This is a genomic window from Pseudomonas sp. Leaf48, assembly GCF_001421885.1.
GTDB lineage: Bacteria > Pseudomonadota > Gammaproteobacteria > Pseudomonadales > Pseudomonadaceae > Aquipseudomonas.
This window is the reverse complement of sequence record NZ_LMLH01000001.1, coordinates 252737-269210: the sequence shown is the minus strand read 5'-3', so window position 1 is coordinate 269210 and position 16474 is coordinate 252737. Positions and strand designations below refer to the sequence as shown.

Below are 16474 nucleotides of genomic sequence, written 5' to 3'. Positions count from 1 at the left end.
ACACACGGGACACTGTGGGAGCGGGCTTGCCCGCGATGAAGCCGGTGCAAACAATAAAGATCCGGAAGTCGTATGAGCAATATTCCGCTCGCACTCAACTACCAATAAGCGGATTTCCGCTCACCCACACGACAACCCCCCTGTAAACCGGCCTTCTCTCTGTTGGCACAGCTCCTGCTATAGCCCCTGCAGGCTGCGTTTACGCGCGCTCCACAAAAAATAATTAAACGAAGGATCCTTCAATGGATAACTCCAATACCCTGCCCCGTGGGTCGGCTGCCGCGCCGACAAAAGAACGAACCACCTCCAGCCGCATCAAATCGATTTTCAGCGGTTCCGTCGGCAACATGGTCGAGTGGTATGACTGGTACGTCTACGCCGCTTTCTCCCTCTACTTCGCCAAGACCTTCTTCCCCAAAGGCGATACCACCGCACAACTGCTGAACACCGCCGCGATCTTCGCGGTTGGCTTCCTGATGCGTCCGATCGGGGGCTGGCTGATGGGCCTGTATGCCGACAAGGTCGGGCGTAAAAAGGCCCTGATGGCCTCGGTGTACCTGATGTGCTTCGGCTCGCTGCTGATCGCCCTGAGCCCAGGCTACGAAGTCATCGGCATCGGCGCGCCGATCCTGCTGGTGTTCGCCCGCTTGCTGCAAGGCCTGTCGGTCGGTGGCGAGTACGGCACCTCCGCCACTTACCTCAGCGAGATGGCGACCAAGGAACGCCGTGGCTTCTTCTCCAGCTTCCAGTACGTGACCCTGATTTCCGGCCAGCTCATAGCACTGGGCGTACTGATCGTCCTGCAGAACCTGCTGACCACCGAGGAGCTGTACGCCTGGGGTTGGCGCATTCCGTTCGCCATCGGTGCACTTTGTGCCGTGGTAGCGTTGTACCTGCGTCGCGGCATGGAAGAAACCGAGTCGTTCACCAAGAAGGAAAAGGCCAAGGAAAGCGCGATGCGCACCTTGATGCGCCATCCCAAAGAACTGATGACCGTGGTCGGCCTGACCATGGGTGGTACCCTGGCGTTCTACACCTACACCACCTACATGCAGAAATACCTGGTGAACACCGTCGGCATGAGCATTTCCGACTCCACCACCATTTCCGCCGCCACGCTGTTCCTGTTCATGTGCCTGCAACCGGTCATTGGCGGGCTGTCGGATAAAATCGGTCGCCGGCCGATCCTGATTGCCTTCGGTGTTCTGGGGACGCTGTTCACCGTGCCGATCCTCACCACCCTGCACACCATCACGACCTGGTGGGGTGCGTTCTTCCTGATCATGGCAGCGCTGATCATCGTCAGCGGCTACACCTCGATCAACGCGGTGGTCAAAGCCGAACTGTTCCCCACCGAAATCCGCGCCCTGGGCGTCGGCCTGCCGTATGCATTGACCGTATCGATCTTCGGCGGCACCGCTGAATACATCGCGCTGTGGTTCAAGAGCATCGGCATGGAAACCGGTTACTACTGGTATGTCACCGCATGTATTGCCGTGTCGTTGCTGGTGTACATCACCATGAAAGACACCCGCAAGCATTCGCGGATTACCACTGACTGAGTGCGCTGACGGCCAAACAAAGGGGGCAGACCTTGGCGGGTCTGCCCCCTTTTGCATTGTGTCGACACAAGTCCGCTCCACTGGATCTCATCAGCTCAAGTACTCAATCCCGCTGGAAATCTGCGGCGCGTACTTGCACCATGCACGTCTTCCCGATAGCTATGGAAATCCCACCCTATGTCCGACGATATTCACTTTTACGAACCTGCCAACGGCCACGGTCTGCCCCACGACCCGTTCAACGCCATCGTCGGCCCTCGCCCCATCGGCTGGATTTCCTCCCAGGACGCCAATGGTCGCTTGAATCTGGCACCCTACAGTTTCTTCAACGCTTTTAACTACATCCCGCCAATCATTGGTTTTTCCAGCGTCGGGCGCAAAGACAGCCTGAATAACATCGAGCAGACCGGAGAGTTCGCCTGGAATCTGGCAACCCGGCCACTGGCCGAGCAGATGAACCAGAGCTGTGCTCCGGTCGGACCTGAGGTCAATGAGTTCGAGCTGGCCGGCCTGACCACCGTCGCCTCGAAAGTCATTTCGGTGCCACGGATCGCCGAAAGCCCGGTGTCGTTCGAGTGCAAGGTCACGCAGATCATTCAGTTGCAGCGCGCGGACGGGAACGTAGTGCCGAGCTGGCTGATTCTTGGCGAAGTGGTCGCCGTGCATATCGCCAAGTGGCTGCTCAAGGATGGGGTGTACGACACCGCCGCGGCAGAGCCGATTCTGCGCGGCGGTGGGCCGGCCGACTACTTCCAGCTGGGGCCTGAGGCGTTGTTCAAGATGCATCGCCCGACGCGGTAAGAACTACCAGAGCAGGTCGGTGTTTTCCTTGACGTCCTTGAGGCGGGTCAGCTCTTTGGCGGCTGCTTCGTCGGCCTCATGGGCGGTCCTGAAGGTCTGGCTTTGCAGAACCTTGTGAAAACGCGGGGCGCCGGAACCACCCAGCGCTTTGACGGCGATAGCGGCGTGGTAACCACCCTCGCCCGGTACTACAGCGGAAACGGCTTCGAAGTGTTCAAAGGCTTTGCGTGCCATATCGCGGATCCTGCCTGGTTGAGAATGCTGCCATTAAACCTTCAACCAGCCAGTTTGTGTACCGACCCCGTGCACGGGTGCAGGGCCTGCGCCGCCGACACATCCTTGAAGGTATGAAAATCCAGGCTGTTGACCACCAGTTCCTGCACCAGCTCGGCAAAAATCTCCATCGCCGGCGTGCTGAAATAGGCGGTCATGGCCTGCTGATTGATCCAGAAGCCGGATACCAGCCACAGGTCTGCATCGCACTGCGAGTGCTGCAAGGCAAAGTTCAGGCATCCCGGGGCTGCGCGGGATGGTTCGATCAGGGCGCTGAGGCGAACGCCGAGTTCCGCCGAACGCCCGGCGCGCGCCCGAACGAAGGCCATATGACTGACGGGGATCTGCTTTGACATGTTCAACCCTCCCGGGGAGTCGCGTGGCAGCCAGGGGACGAGCTGCGACAGGATCAAAGGTTAAGGGCCGCGGCACAGGTGCCGTTAGTCGATTCCTGCCGGCGCGTTGCACAATCCTGCGAAACTGCTTCGGCCACCTGCGCAACGGGAAGCACCCGGTCACGATTCTGTCATACGAGTTTCAAGCAAGTTTCCCTGTCGGCATGCGCTCATGTCCGGGGCAAAAAACACCCCCATGCAGAATCAGGCAAGCATTTGGCAGGATGTGTCTACCGCTGCCGCTTGCACAAACTTATGCTCTTGTCCCAACACCTGTGCCTTGCCGAGGATGCCGCGCATGTCGTCACTCGAACACCTTAACCCCCCGCTGGACGCCGACAGGGAAAAGCAGCGTGCGGAACTGGCGGCAATCATCCGTCGCAACACCGCCGAAGATGGCAGCTACGCCACCGCTGTCGACTCGCTGTTCATGTCCCGCCACAGCCAATCCCATGAGTTCGCCCCGGTGCTCGCGCAACCGGCGCTGTGCATCATGGCCCAAGGGCGCAAGGAAGTTCAGCTGGCCAACGAATACTTCAATTACGACCCGCTGAATTACCTGGTGGTCTCGGTTTCCATGCCGCTGAGCGGGCGAGTGGTGGACGTCTCGACCGAGGAGCCGATCCTGGCGCTGCGCCTGGACATTGACCCGGCGCAGATCAGCGCGCTGATCGCCGATGCCGGCCCCATCGGCGTTCCCACCCGGCCCACCGGCCGCGGGCTGTATGTCGAACCGCTCGACGCTGCCATGCTCGATGCGGTGCTGCGCCTGGCGCGGTTGCTGGACACACCGAAAGACATCGCCATGCTCTCGCCGTTGATCCGTCGGGAAATTCTCTATCGGCTGTTGCGCAGCCAACAGGGACATCGGCTGTACGAAATCGCCATCGCCAACAGTCAGAGCCACCGCATCAGCCAGGCGATCAAATGGCTCAACGGCAACTACGAACAGCCGTTGCGCATCGATGATCTGGCCAAAGAAGTGAACCTGAGCGTGTCGACCCTGCATCACCGCTTCAAGGCGATGACGGCGATGAGCCCGCTGCAGTATCAGAAGCAACTTCGCTTGCAGGAAGCGCGGCGCTTGATGCTGGCGGAGGGGTTGGAGGCTTCGGCTGCGGGGTATCGGGTCGGGTATGAAAGCCCGTCGCAATTCAGCCGGGAGTACAGCCGATTGTTCGGGGCACCGCCTTTGCGGGATCTGGCGCGGTTGCGGTTGAGTGTCTAACGGCTACCCTCACCCCAGCCCTCTCCCAAGGGGAGAGGGGGCCGACCGAGATGTCTGGCGCTATACGTCGACCTGAAGGATCGAGTCGATTATGGATTCGGCATGACACGGTTGGATCGCATCATTTCCACACCCTCACCCCAGCCCTCCCGAAACCTCGGACCGCCCGAACTGTCTGACGCTATCCATCGACCTTAAAGATCGAGTCGATTTTGGATTCGGCATGACACGGTTGGATCGCATCATTTCCTCACCCTCACCCCAGCCCTCCCGAAACCTCGGACCGCCCGAGCTGTCTGACGCTATCCATCGACCTTAAAGATCGAGTCGATTTGGGATTCGGCACAACAGGTTCAGGTCGCCGTATTTCTGGAGAAACCCACGGTCAGTCCCCTCTCCCCCGGGAGAGGGTTAGGGTGAGGGGTAGCTCTGACTGCCAACTCAATTCAGGCGCCTAGCACCCGACAAGCCTCCACCGGCAAAGTCACCGACACCGGATGCCCAATGCTCAAACCAATCCCCTGACACGGCGTGCTCAACGCCGTAAACGACACCCCGGAACATTCCACCGTGGTCTCGATGGTTGCGCCGATATCGCGCACGAACGTCACCTTGCCCAACAAGCGGTTGCCGGCTGTTGCCTGAGGCGCCGACAGTTGCAAGTCTTCGGGGCGGATCAGCATCTTCACTTTTTCGCCCACCAGGATGCTGCTGCAGATCGGCACTTGCAACGCATCGCCGCCCGGCAGGCTGACCTTGCCATTGCCCAGCGCCGTGGCCGGGAAGATGTTGCCCGAGCCAATGAAGTCGGCGACGAACTCGTTGGCCGGGTGGCGGTAGATTTCTATCGGAGTACCCACCTGCTGAACCCGGTGCTCACCCAGTACGACGACGATATCGGCCATGGTCATGGCCTCGCGCTGGTCGTGGGTGACCATGATGGTGGTGATGTTCAGGCGCTGTTGCAGCTGGCGGATTTCAACCTGCATCGACTCGCGCAGCTTGGCGTCCAGCGCCGACAGCGGTTCGTCGAGTAGGAGGATTTTCGGGTGGTTGGCGATCGCCCGGGCAATTGCCACACGCTGGCGTTGACCGCCGGACAGCTTGGCCACCGGGCGATCGATCATCTGTTGCAACTGGATCAACTCCAGCAACTCCACCACCCGCGTCTGTTGCTCAGCCTTGCTGACCCCACGCAGTTTCAGCGGATAGGCAATGTTCTCCCCCACGGTCATGTGCGGGAACAGCGCCAGGGATTGAAACACCATGCCGAAATTACGCAGGTGCGCCGGCGTGTTGCCGATGTCCTCGCCGTCCAGGCGAATCTCACCACCAGTCAGGGTTTCAAGCCCGGCGATCATGCGCAGCAAGGTGGTCTTGCCGCAGCCCGAAGGGCCGAGGAAACACACCAGCTTGCCCTCGGGCAAATGCAGGTTCACATCGGTTACCGCGCAGGCCGAGCCGTAATGTTTCTCGACGTTTTCCAGAATCAGACCAGACATAAGAATCACCTCAAGAAATCAGAACGAAACGCCACCTTCACCGACCAGCTTCTCGAGTGCCCAAATCAGGACAAAGTCGATCAACACGATCAGCACGGCAAACGAAAAAACGGTTGGGTCGAGCGAAGACACGGTGCGGCTGTACATCCAGATCGGCACGGTCATCACGTCGATGGTGTAGAGGAAATAGGTCACGGTGAATTCATTGAACGAGACGATGAACGCCAGCAGCATGCCCGCCAGAATCCCCGACTTCATCAATGGCACCACCACGTCGACAATTGCCCGCAGCGGTGAAGCACCGAGCATTTGCGCGGCCTCTTCGACTTCGCTGCCGATCGAGAGCATGGCCGCCGTGCAGTTTTTCACCACGAACGGCAACGCCAGGATCACGTGGGCAATCACCAGGCGCGACGTCGTCATCTGGAACGGCAGGCTGTCGAACACCAGCAGCAATGCCAGGCCCAGCACTACCATGGGGAACACCAGCGGCAACGACATCAGCTGCAGGGCCACGGCCTTGCCGCGGAACTCGCAACGGGTCAGCGCGTAAGCCGCCGGCACCGCGATGATCGTCGCGAAGATCATGGTCAGGCACGCCACCATCAAGCTGGTGGTCATGGCTTTGCCCAGGCTCAGCACGTCGCTGGCATCCGGCGAGACGAAGGTGTGCCAGGCCGCCTTGTACCATTGCAGGCTGTAGCTGCTCGGCGGGAAGTCGAGATTCGACGCGCCGCTGAACGACATGACGATCATGGTCAGGATCGGCAGCACCGCCAGCAGCAGGATGAAGCCCGAGAGAATGCCAGCGAACTTGCCGGTATCCCCTGGCAACAGCGACTGGCGTTTCTTGATCAGCGTACTCATTGCGAAGCCTCCAGCATGCGACGGCGACGGCCGGTGATGAACTCGGACAAGGTCATGATCGCAAGCGTCGTGACGATCAACACCACACCGGCGGCGGATGCGGCTGGCCAGTTCATCAGCGGGGCGATCTGGTCATGCACCATCACCGCCAGCATCGGCACTCGCCGGCCTCCGAGCAGCAAGGGCACCACGAAGCTGCTGGCGTTGTAGGCGAACACCAGAGTCGCGCCGGTGATGATCCCCGGCAGACTCATCGGCAGCACCACCTGGCGGAACACTTGGAAGCGACTTGCACCCAAGGTAGCAGCGGCTTCTTCGTAGCTGCGGGCGACGCCGCGCATGGCGCTGGCAATCGGCAGCACGGCCAGCGGGAAAGCGGTTTGCACCAGGCCCATCAGCACGCCGTTCTGATTGTAGAGCAGCATGATCGGGCGCTTGATCAGGCCCAGCCCCATCAGAGCCTGATTGAGCATCCCGCCGGGGCCGAGAATCACCAGCCAGCCGTAGCTTTGCAGCAGCAGGTTGACCAGCAATGGCAACAGCACCGCCGCGAGGAAGATCCGCCGCACAAAGGGCGAGGTCAGCCGCGACATGGTGTAGGCCACCGGGATCGCCAGCACCACCGCGATCACTGCGCTGATCAGCGCCAGGCGCAGAGTCAGCATCAGGGATTTGAGGTAGTAGGGTTCGAGCAACTGGGCGTAACTGGCCAGGCTGAACCCGGACCATTCCGCGCCCTTGGTGCCCACGCTCATGCGCAGCACCAAGAGGCTGGCGGCAATCAGCACCCCCAGAAACAACATCGACGGCGAGAGAAAAAACCAGGCGCGCGCCGTCGGCGAAACACCCCGATTCGGGCGCGACTCAGCGGCGCTGACCGAATGGGTCAAAGGTTGGTGTTCCATAGCAAAGGTCTCGTCAATGGAAAGCAGCTGAAGAACACATCCTTCAAAACCACCGTGAACCCTGTGGGAGCGGGCTTGCTCGCGAAAGCGGTGTGTCAGACACATGGATGTTTGAATGTGCTGACGCATTCGCGAGCAAGCCCGCTCCCACATTGGATTTGTGGTGTTCCAAAGAGCCGGTGTTCGTCACGCGATCAGGAAGAAAAGATTTCCGTGTAACGACGAATCCATTGGTCATGCACACTGGCCAGGAAGGCGTTGTCGTGCATGATCGCCTTCTCGGCAATCTGCTCCGGCGTGAGGATGTACGGGCTCTTGCGCGCTTCGGCGGAGATGATCGCCTTGGCGTTGACCGGACCGTTGTAGATGTCTTCAGCCATCTTGCCCTGTACCAGCGGATCCAGGGAGTGATTGATGAAGGCATAGGCCATGTCGGTGTCGCCCGGACGATTCTTCGGCATCACCGACAGCATCAGGTCGGTATAGAAACCTTCCTTCATGCCGAACGTGGCACCCAGGCCGTAATTCGGGTCGCGGATCTGTTTCGGGAAGAACGCTGGGGCGTACAGACCGCCCATGTCCAGCGAGCCGGTGCGGAACAGCTCGGCGATCTGGTTCGGGTTCTCGCCCAGGGTTACCACGCGGTCCTTGAGCTCGGCGAGTTTCTTGAAGCCGGGTTCGATGTTGTGCTCGTCACCACCGGCCAGTTTGGCGGCGATGATGATCAGGTCCATGGCCTCGGTCCAGTTCGGCGGCGGCAGGAAAATGTTTGGCGCCGCGTCAGCGTCCCACAGCGAGGCGTAACTGGTCGGGGCTTCTTTCTGGGTGCGGGTGCTGTAGACCAGGCTGTTGCACCACAGCAGGTAACCGATGCCGTGGCCGTTGGCGCCGGTACGGTATTTCTCCGGTACGTCGACCAGGTTGGGAATGCGATTGAGGTCAGGTTTTTCCAGCAGATCGGCGGCGGCCAGACCTTCGGCGCCAACGCCCGCCAGGGTGATGATGTCGTACTGCGGACGGTCACCCGCGGCCTTGAGCTTGGCGACCATTTCCGAGGTACTGCCGGTGCGGTCAGCGATAACCTTGCAACCGTATTTGTCTTCGAAGGTCGCGGCGATGTTGCGCAGCGCAGCCAGGCCGGTGTCATCGGACCAGGTCAGCAGGCGCAAGGTCTTGCCTTGAAAGCGGGTGTCGCTGGCGTTGGCCTTGACGAACGGCAGGCTCATGGCGGCCGCGGCAACCGAGGCTACGCCCACGGTCTTGATGAATTGACGTCTGTTCAGATCGTGCTCGCCCATTACGGACTCCCTTTGTTTTTGTAGGTATGAGGTTGGTCGCAATCATTGCGTCTGTGCCGCCATATCAGCTTCCAACCCCCGAATCCACGGGGTTTGAGCTGACTCGACGGCTTCATCCTGAGGTCGTGCAAAACACCTGACTATCGATAAAAACTCATTGAAGCCATGACGCCGGTGCATGGCTTCCTGTAGGAGCGAGCAGGCTCGCGATGGGCGCAAGGGCACCGCGTTCATTCAAGGACCCCACGTTATCGTTGACGTCCATCGCGAGCATGCTCGCTCCTACAAAGGGGGTGTCAAACAGCGCGGATCACGTGCTTGATTTCCTGGAAAGCCTGCAAGCCCCATGGCCCCAATTCACGGCCGATGCTGCTCTGCTTGTAGCCGCCCCAGGCGGTCTGCGGGAAGATCACTTGCGGTGCGTTGATCCATACCAGCCCTGCCTGCAAAGCGTTGGCGACGCGATCCGCCGCTTCGGCATTGCGTGTGACCACGCTGGCGACCAGACCGAACTGGCTGTCGTTGGCCAGGGCAATCGCCTCGGCCTCGCTGGCAAAACTGCGCACGCAAATCACCGGGCCGAAAATCTCTTCACACCACAGCGCACTGTCCAGAGGCACGTCGGTGAATACCGTCGGCTGCAAAAAATATCCGCGCGGCAGATCGGCCGGACGATTACCGCCGCAAACCAGTTTGGCGCCAGCACTCAGGCCACGATCGATGTGACCGAGCACACGCTGGTATTGCGCCTGATTGACCAGCGCCCCCATTTCCACATCCGGATCGAACGGGGCCGCCACGCGAATCGCTTCGGCGCGAGTCTTCAAGCGAGCGATGAAATCATCGAACAACTCATCGGCAACCAGCACGCGACTGGTGGCCGAACACATCTGCCCGGCGTTGAAGAAACCACCCCCGCACGCTGTCTCCACCGCCAAATCAATATCGGCATCGGCCAGCACCAGCAGCGAAGACTTGCCGCCCAGCTCCAGGCTCACACCCTTGACGGTTTCCGCCGCCCGCTGCATGACCTGCACGCCGACTGCGTTACTGCCGGTGAACGACACCTTGGCGATGCGCGGGTCCGCCGACAGTGGTGCACCGACCGCCAGGCCAGTGCCGCAGACCAGGTTGAACACGCCTTTGGGCAACCCGGCCTCGGCGATGATCGCCGCCAACTCCAACTCCGGCAGCGGCGTCACTTCCGAAGGTTTGAGCACCACGCAACAGCCGGCGGCCAGGGCCGGGGCGAGTTTCCACGCGGTGGTGACCATCGGGAAGTTCCACGGCACGATCAGGCCGACCACACCGCACGGCTCGCGGCGCAGGCGCGCGCTGAAATCCTCGCTCGGCAGTTCTACGGCACTGTCCTGTTGTGCATCCAGCCCTTCGGCGAGAGTGGCGTAGTACTCGAACGTGGCGATCACATCGTCGACATCGATCGCCGCCTCGAACAGCGGTTTGCCGTTGTTGCTCGACTGCAAATGCATCAGCTGTTCACGACCGGCCTGCACGCCCGCAGCGACTTTGCGCAGGATCGCGCCACGCTCGGCCCCGCTGGTTTTCGACCAGGCGGCGAAAGCGCTGCTCGCCGCGCTCACGGCCTGATCGACGGCGCGCTCATCGCCGCCGTTGACGGTGGTCAGCAGGGCTTCGGTCGCCGGGTTGATCACGCGCAGATGTTCGTTGCCGGCCGACCATTGGCCGTCGATATACAGACCGTCCAGAGTGGTTGGAAAACTCATTTCGATACCGCCTGCATCCACTGGGCCTGATCGATTTCAATCAGGGTCGGACCCTGGCGATCGGCGGCCACACGCAAGGCAGCGCGCAGTTGCTCGACACCGTCGACGGGCTCGGCAGCGCAGCCCAGGCCCTTGGCCACAGCGATGAAGTCCGGGGTATAGATGTCGACACCCACAGGTTCAATGGCACGGTTGACCATGTACTTCTTGATCTCTTCGTAGCCCTGGTTATTCCACAGCAGCACGATCACCGGGGTACGCGCTTCAACGGCACTGGCCAGTTCCGGCAGGGTGAATTGCAGGCCGCCGTCGCCGATCAGGCATACCACCGGCGGGCGGGCGCCGTTGCGGGCACTGCCGCCGAGCCAGGCGCCGATGGCCGCCGGCAAGGCATACCCGAGGGTGCCGTAGCCGGTGGAGGAGTTGAACCAGCGGCGCGGGCGCTCCGGGTTGAAGGTCAGGTTGCCGGTGTACACAGGTTGCGTCGAATCGCCGACGAATACTGCATCCGGCAGTTCATGCAAGACGGTTTCGAGGAAACGAGTCTGGGCCAGGGTCGCTGCATCCCATGTGCCCGCCAGCTCCTCTCGCAATCGCGCGGCACGCACCTGCCCCCAATCGTTGCGGCGCTCGGCCAGGGATTTGTGCGACAACGCGCTGAGCAAGGCGCGGGCGGCGTTGCGTGAGTCGGACACCAGCGCCACGTGCGGCGGATAGTTGCGCACGGTCTGGTCCGGGTCGATATCTACCCTTAGCAGTTGGCCAGCAATCTCGAAACCCCCGGCGAAGGTCACGTCGTAGTCGGTCTCGGCCAGTTCGGTGCCGATGGCCAAAACAACATCGGCCTCGGCGACCAGCGCGCGGGTAGCGACCAGGCTCTGGGTCGAACCGATCAGCAACGGGTGAGCGGATTCGAGCATGCCTTTGGCATTGATGGTCAGTGCCACCGGTGCGTCCAGCAGTTCGGCCAATTCGGTCAGTTCGGCGGCCGCATTGATCGCACCGCCACCGGCGAGAATCAGCGGACGCTTGGCACCAGCCAGCAATTGAGTCATGCGCGAAACAGCGCTCGGCGAAGCACCGGCACTGTCGATGTTGACGGGGATACTGGTGAGCAGGTCGTCGGCCTCTTCGACCAGCACGTCCAATGGAATTTCGATGTGCACCGGGCGCGGACGACCGGCCTGGAACAGCGCAAAGGCTCGGGCCAGCACACCCGGCAACTCCGAGGCCGACATCAGGGTATGGGAAAATGCGGCGACACCGGCGACCAGCGCGCCCTGGTTCGGCAGCTCATGCAGCTTGCCGCGACCACCGCCCAGCTGGCTGCGCGATTGCACGCTGGAGATCACCAGCATCGGAATCGAATCGGCGTAAGCCTGCCCCATCGCCGTGGTGATGTTGGTCATGCCTGGGCCGGTGATGATGAAGCAGACACCCGGTTTGCCGCTGGTGCGAGCATAGCCATCGGCCATGAAACCGGCACCCTGCTCATGGCGCGGAGTCACGTGGTTGATACTCGAACGAGCCAGCCCGCGATACAGCTCCACGGTGTGAACCCCGGGAATGCCGAACACCTGCTCGACCCCGTAGTTTTCGAGTAACTTGACCAATACTTCGCCGCACGTCGCCATGTGAATTGCCCTTCTTGTTCGTTTGAGACGCCGGGCTGTGGGAGCGGGCTTGCTCGCGAAAGCGTTGTGTCATACAACATTGATGTCGATTGACACTCCCTCTTCGCGAGCAAGCCCGCTCCCACATGACCCGGGGATGGCCTCATTGGAACGGGCGACACGTAGGCGCAACAATGGATAAAAAGTCATACTAGCCATGTCCTCACGTCATACCTTGGATACCCATGAAACGACTGCCTCCCCTGCCGGCGCTGCACACTTTTCTGATTACCGCGCAGTGCTGCAACTTCACCCGGGCCGCTGAACAACTGCACATCACCCAAGGTGCGGTGAGCCGACAGATCGCCGGGCTGGAAGATCATCTGGGCTATGAGCTGTTCATCCGCCAGGCCAGGGGCCTTGAACTGACGACCGAGGGACGGGAATGGCTGCCACGGGTGCAGCAGATTTTCGGTTTGATCGACGAGGCCGTGGAGCAGATCGGCGAGACTCGCGAAACCCTGCAACTCAAGGCGCCGACCTGTGTCATGCGCTGGTTGCTGCCTCGCTTGCTGCAATGGCAGAAAGAGCGCCCGGATGTGCCGGTGGAACTGACCACCACGGTCAAGCACGGGGTGGATTTTCATCGCGAGCAGTTTGATGCGGCGGTGATGTACGGCGCACCGCCAGACGATGCACTGGCGTCTTGTCACCTGTTCGACGAACAACTGACGCCGGTCTGTTCCCGTCCCATGCTCGAAGGTCCCTTGGCGTTGCAGGCACCGACCGATTTGCAACAGCACCTGTTGTTGCACCCGACCCGCGACGAACGGGACTGGAAGGCCTGGTTGAAGGCAGCAGATGTGCATTTGACCAATGTCAGCAAGGGCCAGCATTTCGAAACACTGGACCTGGCGATGTCGATGGCGTCCCAGGGGACGGGTGTCGCGATTGGCGACTGGTCGTTGATCGGCGATGACCTGAATGCCGGGCGGCTGGTCATGCCCTTTGAGCTGAAGGTGAAAACCGGTTTGGCGTACTACATCGTGTTCCCCGACAAACCCGCACCTTCGCCGAAATTGCGTGAACTGATGGGGTGGCTGGTGGCGCAGGCGCAGGCGCGTTGAAGCAGCCCTGATCGTTCTCACGGGCGTGGGAACGATCATCTCAAGCCTCTGTCATTCGCCCCACTTCATCTCACCTTTGGCGACTTTGGCGCTCAGTTCCAGAGAACTTTCTTCAGCGAGGCTCGGGTAGCGTTTTTTCATGGCGCCGATCAGCGCGGCAGAGTCTTTCGCCTTGGCAGTTTCCTCGTCGAACGCCTTGATGTAGTCGGCGGTGAACTGCACTGCCGCCAGTGAGCGCGCGCTCTCACCCAGGTAATGACCCGGCACCACGGTTTTCGGTTTCAGGGTTTCGATCGAATGCAGCGTAGTCAGCCAATCGGCATGGGACTGCGCAGTTTGGGTGTCGGCCATCCAGACGTGGATGTTTTGCGCCACCACGACACCACCCACCACGGCCTTGATCGACGGAATCCACACGAAGCTGCGATCCGGCTGCGGGCCGTCAAGACCGACTACCTGCAGCTTCTGCCCTTCGAGAATCAGGCTGTCGCCCTCGAGCACATCCGGCACGATGGTTTTGGCCGGTACGTCCGCGCCCATCTTCGGGCCCCAGAACGCCAGTTTGCCCTCGACTGAGTGCTTGATGTGCTCGACGGTCGGTTGCGAGGCCAGCACCCTGGCCTTGGGGAATGCGGCGGTCAGGGTATCGAGGCCAAAGTAGTAGTCCGGATCGCCGTGGCTGATGTAGATAGTGGTCAGTAGCTTGCCGCTGGCGCGGATTTTTTCCACCACTTTTTCAGCTTGGGATTTGCCGAATTGCGCATCAATCAGAATCGCCTCTTTGTCGCCGCTGACCAGTACAGAGGTCACCGGGAAAATCGCTTGTTCGCCGGGATTGTAGACGTCCAGGGTCAATGTCGACGCTGCGGCATGGGCACCGAAGCCAAGTGCGGCGCTGGCCAGTAAAACGCGTTTGAGAGTGGTGAAACCGATCATCTGTTGCTCCGTTGTCCGAATGGCGATGCAACAGAGCTTAATTGCGTACTTCAGTACAAAAAATGCGATCCTTTGACATAGTTTGTTTCTAAAATCGGGCAAATCATGGATCGTCTACAAGCAATGCGGGTGTTCGTCACTGTGGTCGATCTTGGTAGCCAGTCCGCTGCCGCCGATCATCTGGAGCTGTCACGGCCGGTGGTGTCGCGGTACCTGGCCGAACTGGAAGACTGGATCGGCGCGCGTCTGATGCATCGCACCACGCGCAAATTAAGCCTGACCGCTGCCGGCAGCGAAATACTGCCGCGCTGTCGGCAGATGCTCGATTTATCCAGCGACATGCAAGCCGCCGTCAGCGAACCGGATGACGCTCCGCGCGGCCTGCTGCGAATCAGCGTCAGCACGTCGTTCGGCCAGGCGCAACTGGCCGATGCCATGGCGGCGTACGTCAAGCGTTACCCCGGCGTCAGCATCGACATGCAGATGCTCGACCGCACGGTAAACCTGGTGGATGAACGTATCGACCTGGCAATTCGCACCAGCAACGACCTGGACCCAAACCTGATCGCTCGCCGGCTGACGGTCTGTCGCTCGGTGGTCTGTGCCACTCCCGCCTACCTGCGCGAACATCCGGCGCCACAACGGGTCGAGGACCTGAGCCTGCATAACTGCCTGACCCATTCCTACTTCGGCAAAAACCTCTGGCATTTCGAGCAGGACGGCGAGCAGGTATCTGTGCCGGTGCAAGGCAACATCAGCGCCAACGAAGCCAGTACCCTGTTACGCGCCACCCTGGCCGGGGCCGGGGTGGCAATGCTGCCCACGTATCAGGCCGGGGTGCATATCCACAGCGGCGAGCTGATTCGCTTGCTGCCTGCCGTCGAGCCCCGGCAGTTGAACGTGTACGCGGTGTACGCCTCACGCAAGCACATGCCTGCGGCGCTGCGCAGCTTGGTGGATTTTCTGGTGGTGAGATTTGCGCAAGAACCGGAGTGGGATGCCGGGTTTTAAAATCAAAAGATCGCAGCCTGCGGCAACTCCTACACAACTCACCGACCCTGACCTATGCTCAAAGTAATACCCGAGGGTATTCGTTCAGAGGTCAACGCCATGAACATCAAAACAAGAAGATACCTTGCGATTCTCATCACCTGCGCGTTCACGCTCGGGTTGTATGGCGCTGCCGCCTGGCGCGTGGAACAACTGCGCGACCTGCCCCGTGAATACTCGAGCTGTTACTTCGAGCGCTGCGTTCCCCACAACGCGACGCTCAACGCCCTGCGGTAGGACGGGAGTCAGCTGTCCTTGTCCTGTTCGGCCTTCAAGCGGTCGCGGAACGCCTTGGGCGAAATGCCCACTCGACGGCGGAACAGCCGCGTGAAATTGGTCGGATCCGAAAATCCCAACACGTCGGACATTTCATAAATGGTCATGCTGGTATAGGTCAGCAAGCGCTTGGCCTCCAGCAGTTGACGCTCGTGCATGATCTGCAATGCCGGTTGCCCCGCCAGCTCGCGGCAGGTGCCATTGAGATGGGACACCGAAATCCCCAGGCGGTGGGCCAGGTCTTCGACCTTGACGTGTTGGCGATAAGTCTCTTCCACCAGTTGAATAAACCCGTTTAGGTATTCCCGCGCACGCTGTGGTCGCGCAAGTGCGGTACGTCGCTGGATCACCTGACGACTGACCCACACCATGATCACGCTGACCAGCGAATGCATGAGCATTTCCCGCGCCGGCTCATGGCTGGTGTATTCAGTGTGCAATGCGCTGAACAGGCTGTTGAGGTATTCGCCATTCTCGCCCGCCGGGTAGCTTTCGGCCTGGGCCAGGGCATTCACCGATTGCCCCAGCTGCCCTTGCAAATGGGTGATCAGTGGCGTCGCCAGGGTTACCACGAACCCTTCCACGTCCTCGGAAAAACGAAAGCCATGCACCGAAAGCGGTGGCAGGATCTGGATGGCCGGTTCTGTCAGTTGCGATCGTTTGCCTTCGATTTCAAGTTCTGCCTGACCTTTGAATACGAAGAGCAACTGGCATAAATCGGCATGGCGATGGGGTTTGATTTGCCAATGATGTTCGCGGCTGCGTTTGGAAATGGTTTCGCAGTGCAGCAAGTCCGGGGTTGGCCAATCCAGGCTTTCACCGTAGAGCTTGAACACGGGAATCGAAGGCAGGTCAGGCTTGTTCATGACGTCAATCCAGGCCTCGAGTAAATGGCG

At 60.5% G+C, this 16474-nt stretch carries 16 protein-coding genes; 6 read left to right on the top strand and 10 right to left on the bottom strand.

Annotated features, from left to right (window positions below; all coding sequences use genetic code 11):
- Positions 1 to 242: 242 nt before the first annotated feature.
- Complete coding sequence (locus ASE98_RS01240; protein WP_060539614.1) at positions 243 to 1562, top strand: MFS transporter; 1320 nt, start codon at positions 243 to 245, stop codon at positions 1560 to 1562.
- Between the two features lie 177 nt (positions 1563 to 1739).
- Entirely contained in the window at positions 1740 to 2363 is a 624-nt protein-coding gene (locus tag ASE98_RS01235; RefSeq protein WP_060539613.1) for a flavin reductase family protein, read from the top strand.
- 3 nt (positions 2364 to 2366) lie between these two features.
- Here the strand turns inward: ASE98_RS01235 and ASE98_RS01230 are convergent, their stop codons facing one another.
- Both ASE98_RS01230 and ASE98_RS01225 read right to left on the bottom strand, forming a co-directional pair.
- Complete coding sequence (locus ASE98_RS01230; protein WP_060539612.1) at positions 2367 to 2597, bottom strand: hypothetical protein; 231 nt, start codon at positions 2595 to 2597, stop codon at positions 2367 to 2369.
- Positions 2598 to 2638: 41 nt separating this feature from the next.
- Positions 2639 to 2992: a putative quinol monooxygenase gene (locus ASE98_RS01225; protein ID WP_060539611.1), complete on the bottom strand. Its 354-nt coding sequence runs from the start codon at positions 2990 to 2992 to the stop codon at positions 2639 to 2641.
- Positions 2993 to 3329: 337 nt separating this feature from the next.
- Here ASE98_RS01225 and ASE98_RS01220 point away from each other — a divergent pair, with 337 nt between their 5' ends.
- Positions 3330 to 4259 (top strand): AraC family transcriptional regulator, encoded by a 930-nt coding sequence (locus tag ASE98_RS01220; RefSeq protein WP_060539610.1) that lies wholly within the window; start codon positions 3330 to 3332, stop codon positions 4257 to 4259.
- A 446-nt stretch (positions 4260 to 4705) separates the two neighbouring features.
- Here ASE98_RS01220 and ASE98_RS01215 read toward each other — a convergent pair whose 3' ends face one another.
- The 6 genes from ASE98_RS01215 to ASE98_RS01190 form a co-directional block, all read right to left on the bottom strand.
- Positions 4706 to 5761 (bottom strand): ABC transporter ATP-binding protein, encoded by a 1056-nt coding sequence (locus tag ASE98_RS01215; RefSeq protein WP_060539609.1) that lies wholly within the window; start codon positions 5759 to 5761, stop codon positions 4706 to 4708.
- An 18-nt stretch (positions 5762 to 5779) separates the two neighbouring features.
- Positions 5780 to 6628 (bottom strand): ABC transporter permease, encoded by an 849-nt coding sequence (locus ASE98_RS01210; RefSeq protein ID WP_060539608.1) that lies wholly within the window; start codon positions 6626 to 6628, stop codon positions 5780 to 5782.
- Entirely contained in the window at positions 6625 to 7533 is a 909-nt protein-coding gene (locus tag ASE98_RS01205) for an ABC transporter permease (protein WP_060539607.1), read from the bottom strand. The genes ASE98_RS01210 and ASE98_RS01205 overlap by 4 nt, the downstream gene beginning before the upstream one ends.
- 194 nt (positions 7534 to 7727) lie before the next feature.
- Positions 7728 to 8831, bottom strand: coding sequence for an extracellular solute-binding protein (locus tag ASE98_RS01200; protein WP_060539606.1), 1104 nt, complete (start codon positions 8829 to 8831; stop codon positions 7728 to 7730).
- Between the two features lie 296 nt (positions 8832 to 9127).
- Positions 9128 to 10576, bottom strand: a complete 1449-nt coding sequence (locus tag ASE98_RS01195; protein WP_060539605.1) for an aldehyde dehydrogenase family protein — start codon at positions 10574 to 10576, stop codon at positions 9128 to 9130.
- Positions 10573 to 12210, bottom strand: coding sequence for a 5-guanidino-2-oxopentanoate decarboxylase (locus ASE98_RS01190; RefSeq protein WP_060539604.1), 1638 nt, complete (start codon positions 12208 to 12210; stop codon positions 10573 to 10575). The genes ASE98_RS01195 and ASE98_RS01190 overlap by 4 nt, the downstream gene beginning before the upstream one ends.
- 224 nt (positions 12211 to 12434) lie before the next feature.
- On the opposite strand from ASE98_RS01190, the gene ASE98_RS01185 reads away from it, so the two are divergent.
- A complete protein-coding gene (locus tag ASE98_RS01185) occupies positions 12435 to 13316 on the top strand; it encodes a LysR substrate-binding domain-containing protein (RefSeq protein ID WP_060539603.1) in 882 nt (293 codons plus the stop codon).
- Positions 13317 to 13367: 51 nt separating this feature from the next.
- Here ASE98_RS01185 and ASE98_RS01180 read toward each other — a convergent pair whose 3' ends face one another.
- Complete coding sequence (locus ASE98_RS01180; protein ID WP_060539602.1) at positions 13368 to 14252, bottom strand: MBL fold metallo-hydrolase; 885 nt, start codon at positions 14250 to 14252, stop codon at positions 13368 to 13370.
- A gap of 105 nt (positions 14253 to 14357) precedes the next feature.
- Here ASE98_RS01180 and ASE98_RS01175 point away from each other — a divergent pair, with 105 nt between their 5' ends.
- Positions 14358 to 15263: a LysR family transcriptional regulator gene (locus tag ASE98_RS01175; RefSeq protein WP_201782583.1), complete on the top strand. Its 906-nt coding sequence runs from the start codon at positions 14358 to 14360 to the stop codon at positions 15261 to 15263.
- A gap of 99 nt (positions 15264 to 15362) precedes the next feature.
- Positions 15363 to 15539 carry a hypothetical protein gene (locus ASE98_RS26865; protein WP_177336931.1) on the top strand — a complete coding sequence of 59 codons (177 nt, stop codon included), beginning with the start codon at positions 15363 to 15365 and terminating at the stop codon, positions 15537 to 15539.
- An 8-nt stretch (positions 15540 to 15547) separates the two neighbouring features.
- Here the strand turns inward: ASE98_RS26865 and ASE98_RS01165 are convergent, their stop codons facing one another.
- The gene (locus tag ASE98_RS01165) at positions 15548 to 16444 is read right to left on the bottom strand and encodes a helix-turn-helix domain-containing protein (RefSeq protein ID WP_060539599.1); all 897 of its coding nucleotides are present in this window, start codon (positions 16442 to 16444) and stop codon (positions 15548 to 15550) included.
- Positions 16445 to 16474 lie beyond the last annotated feature (30 nt).

Coding starts and splice junctions, on each gene's coding strand:
- ASE98_RS01240 (WP_060539614.1), top strand. CDS start 243: ATGGATAACTCCAATACCCTGCCCCGTGGGTCGGCTGCCGCGCCGACA.
- ASE98_RS01235 (WP_060539613.1), top strand. CDS start 1,740: ATGTCCGACGATATTCACTTTTACGAACCTGCCAACGGCCACGGTCTG.
- ASE98_RS01230 (WP_060539612.1), bottom strand. CDS start 2,597: ATGGCACGCAAAGCCTTTGAACACTTCGAAGCCGTTTCCGCTGTAGTA.
- ASE98_RS01225 (WP_060539611.1), bottom strand. CDS start 2,992: ATGTCAAAGCAGATCCCCGTCAGTCATATGGCCTTCGTTCGGGCGCGC.
- ASE98_RS01220 (WP_060539610.1), top strand. CDS start 3,330: ATGTCGTCACTCGAACACCTTAACCCCCCGCTGGACGCCGACAGGGAA.
- ASE98_RS01215 (WP_060539609.1), bottom strand. CDS start 5,761: ATGTCTGGTCTGATTCTGGAAAACGTCGAGAAACATTACGGCTCGGCC.
- ASE98_RS01210 (WP_060539608.1), bottom strand. CDS start 6,628: ATGAGTACGCTGATCAAGAAACGCCAGTCGCTGTTGCCAGGGGATACC.
- ASE98_RS01205 (WP_060539607.1), bottom strand. CDS start 7,533: ATGGAACACCAACCTTTGACCCATTCGGTCAGCGCCGCTGAGTCGCGC.
- ASE98_RS01200 (WP_060539606.1), bottom strand. CDS start 8,831: ATGGGCGAGCACGATCTGAACAGACGTCAATTCATCAAGACCGTGGGC.
- ASE98_RS01195 (WP_060539605.1), bottom strand. CDS start 10,576: ATGAGTTTTCCAACCACTCTGGACGGTCTGTATATCGACGGCCAATGG.
- ASE98_RS01190 (WP_060539604.1), bottom strand. CDS start 12,210: ATGGCGACGTGCGGCGAAGTATTGGTCAAGTTACTCGAAAACTACGGG.
- ASE98_RS01185 (WP_060539603.1), top strand. CDS start 12,435: ATGAAACGACTGCCTCCCCTGCCGGCGCTGCACACTTTTCTGATTACC.
- ASE98_RS01180 (WP_060539602.1), bottom strand. CDS start 14,252: ATGATCGGTTTCACCACTCTCAAACGCGTTTTACTGGCCAGCGCCGCA.
- ASE98_RS01175 (WP_201782583.1), top strand. CDS start 14,358: ATGGATCGTCTACAAGCAATGCGGGTGTTCGTCACTGTGGTCGATCTT.
- ASE98_RS26865 (WP_177336931.1), top strand. CDS start 15,363: ATGAACATCAAAACAAGAAGATACCTTGCGATTCTCATCACCTGCGCG.
- ASE98_RS01165 (WP_060539599.1), bottom strand. CDS start 16,444: ATGAACAAGCCTGACCTGCCTTCGATTCCCGTGTTCAAGCTCTACGGT.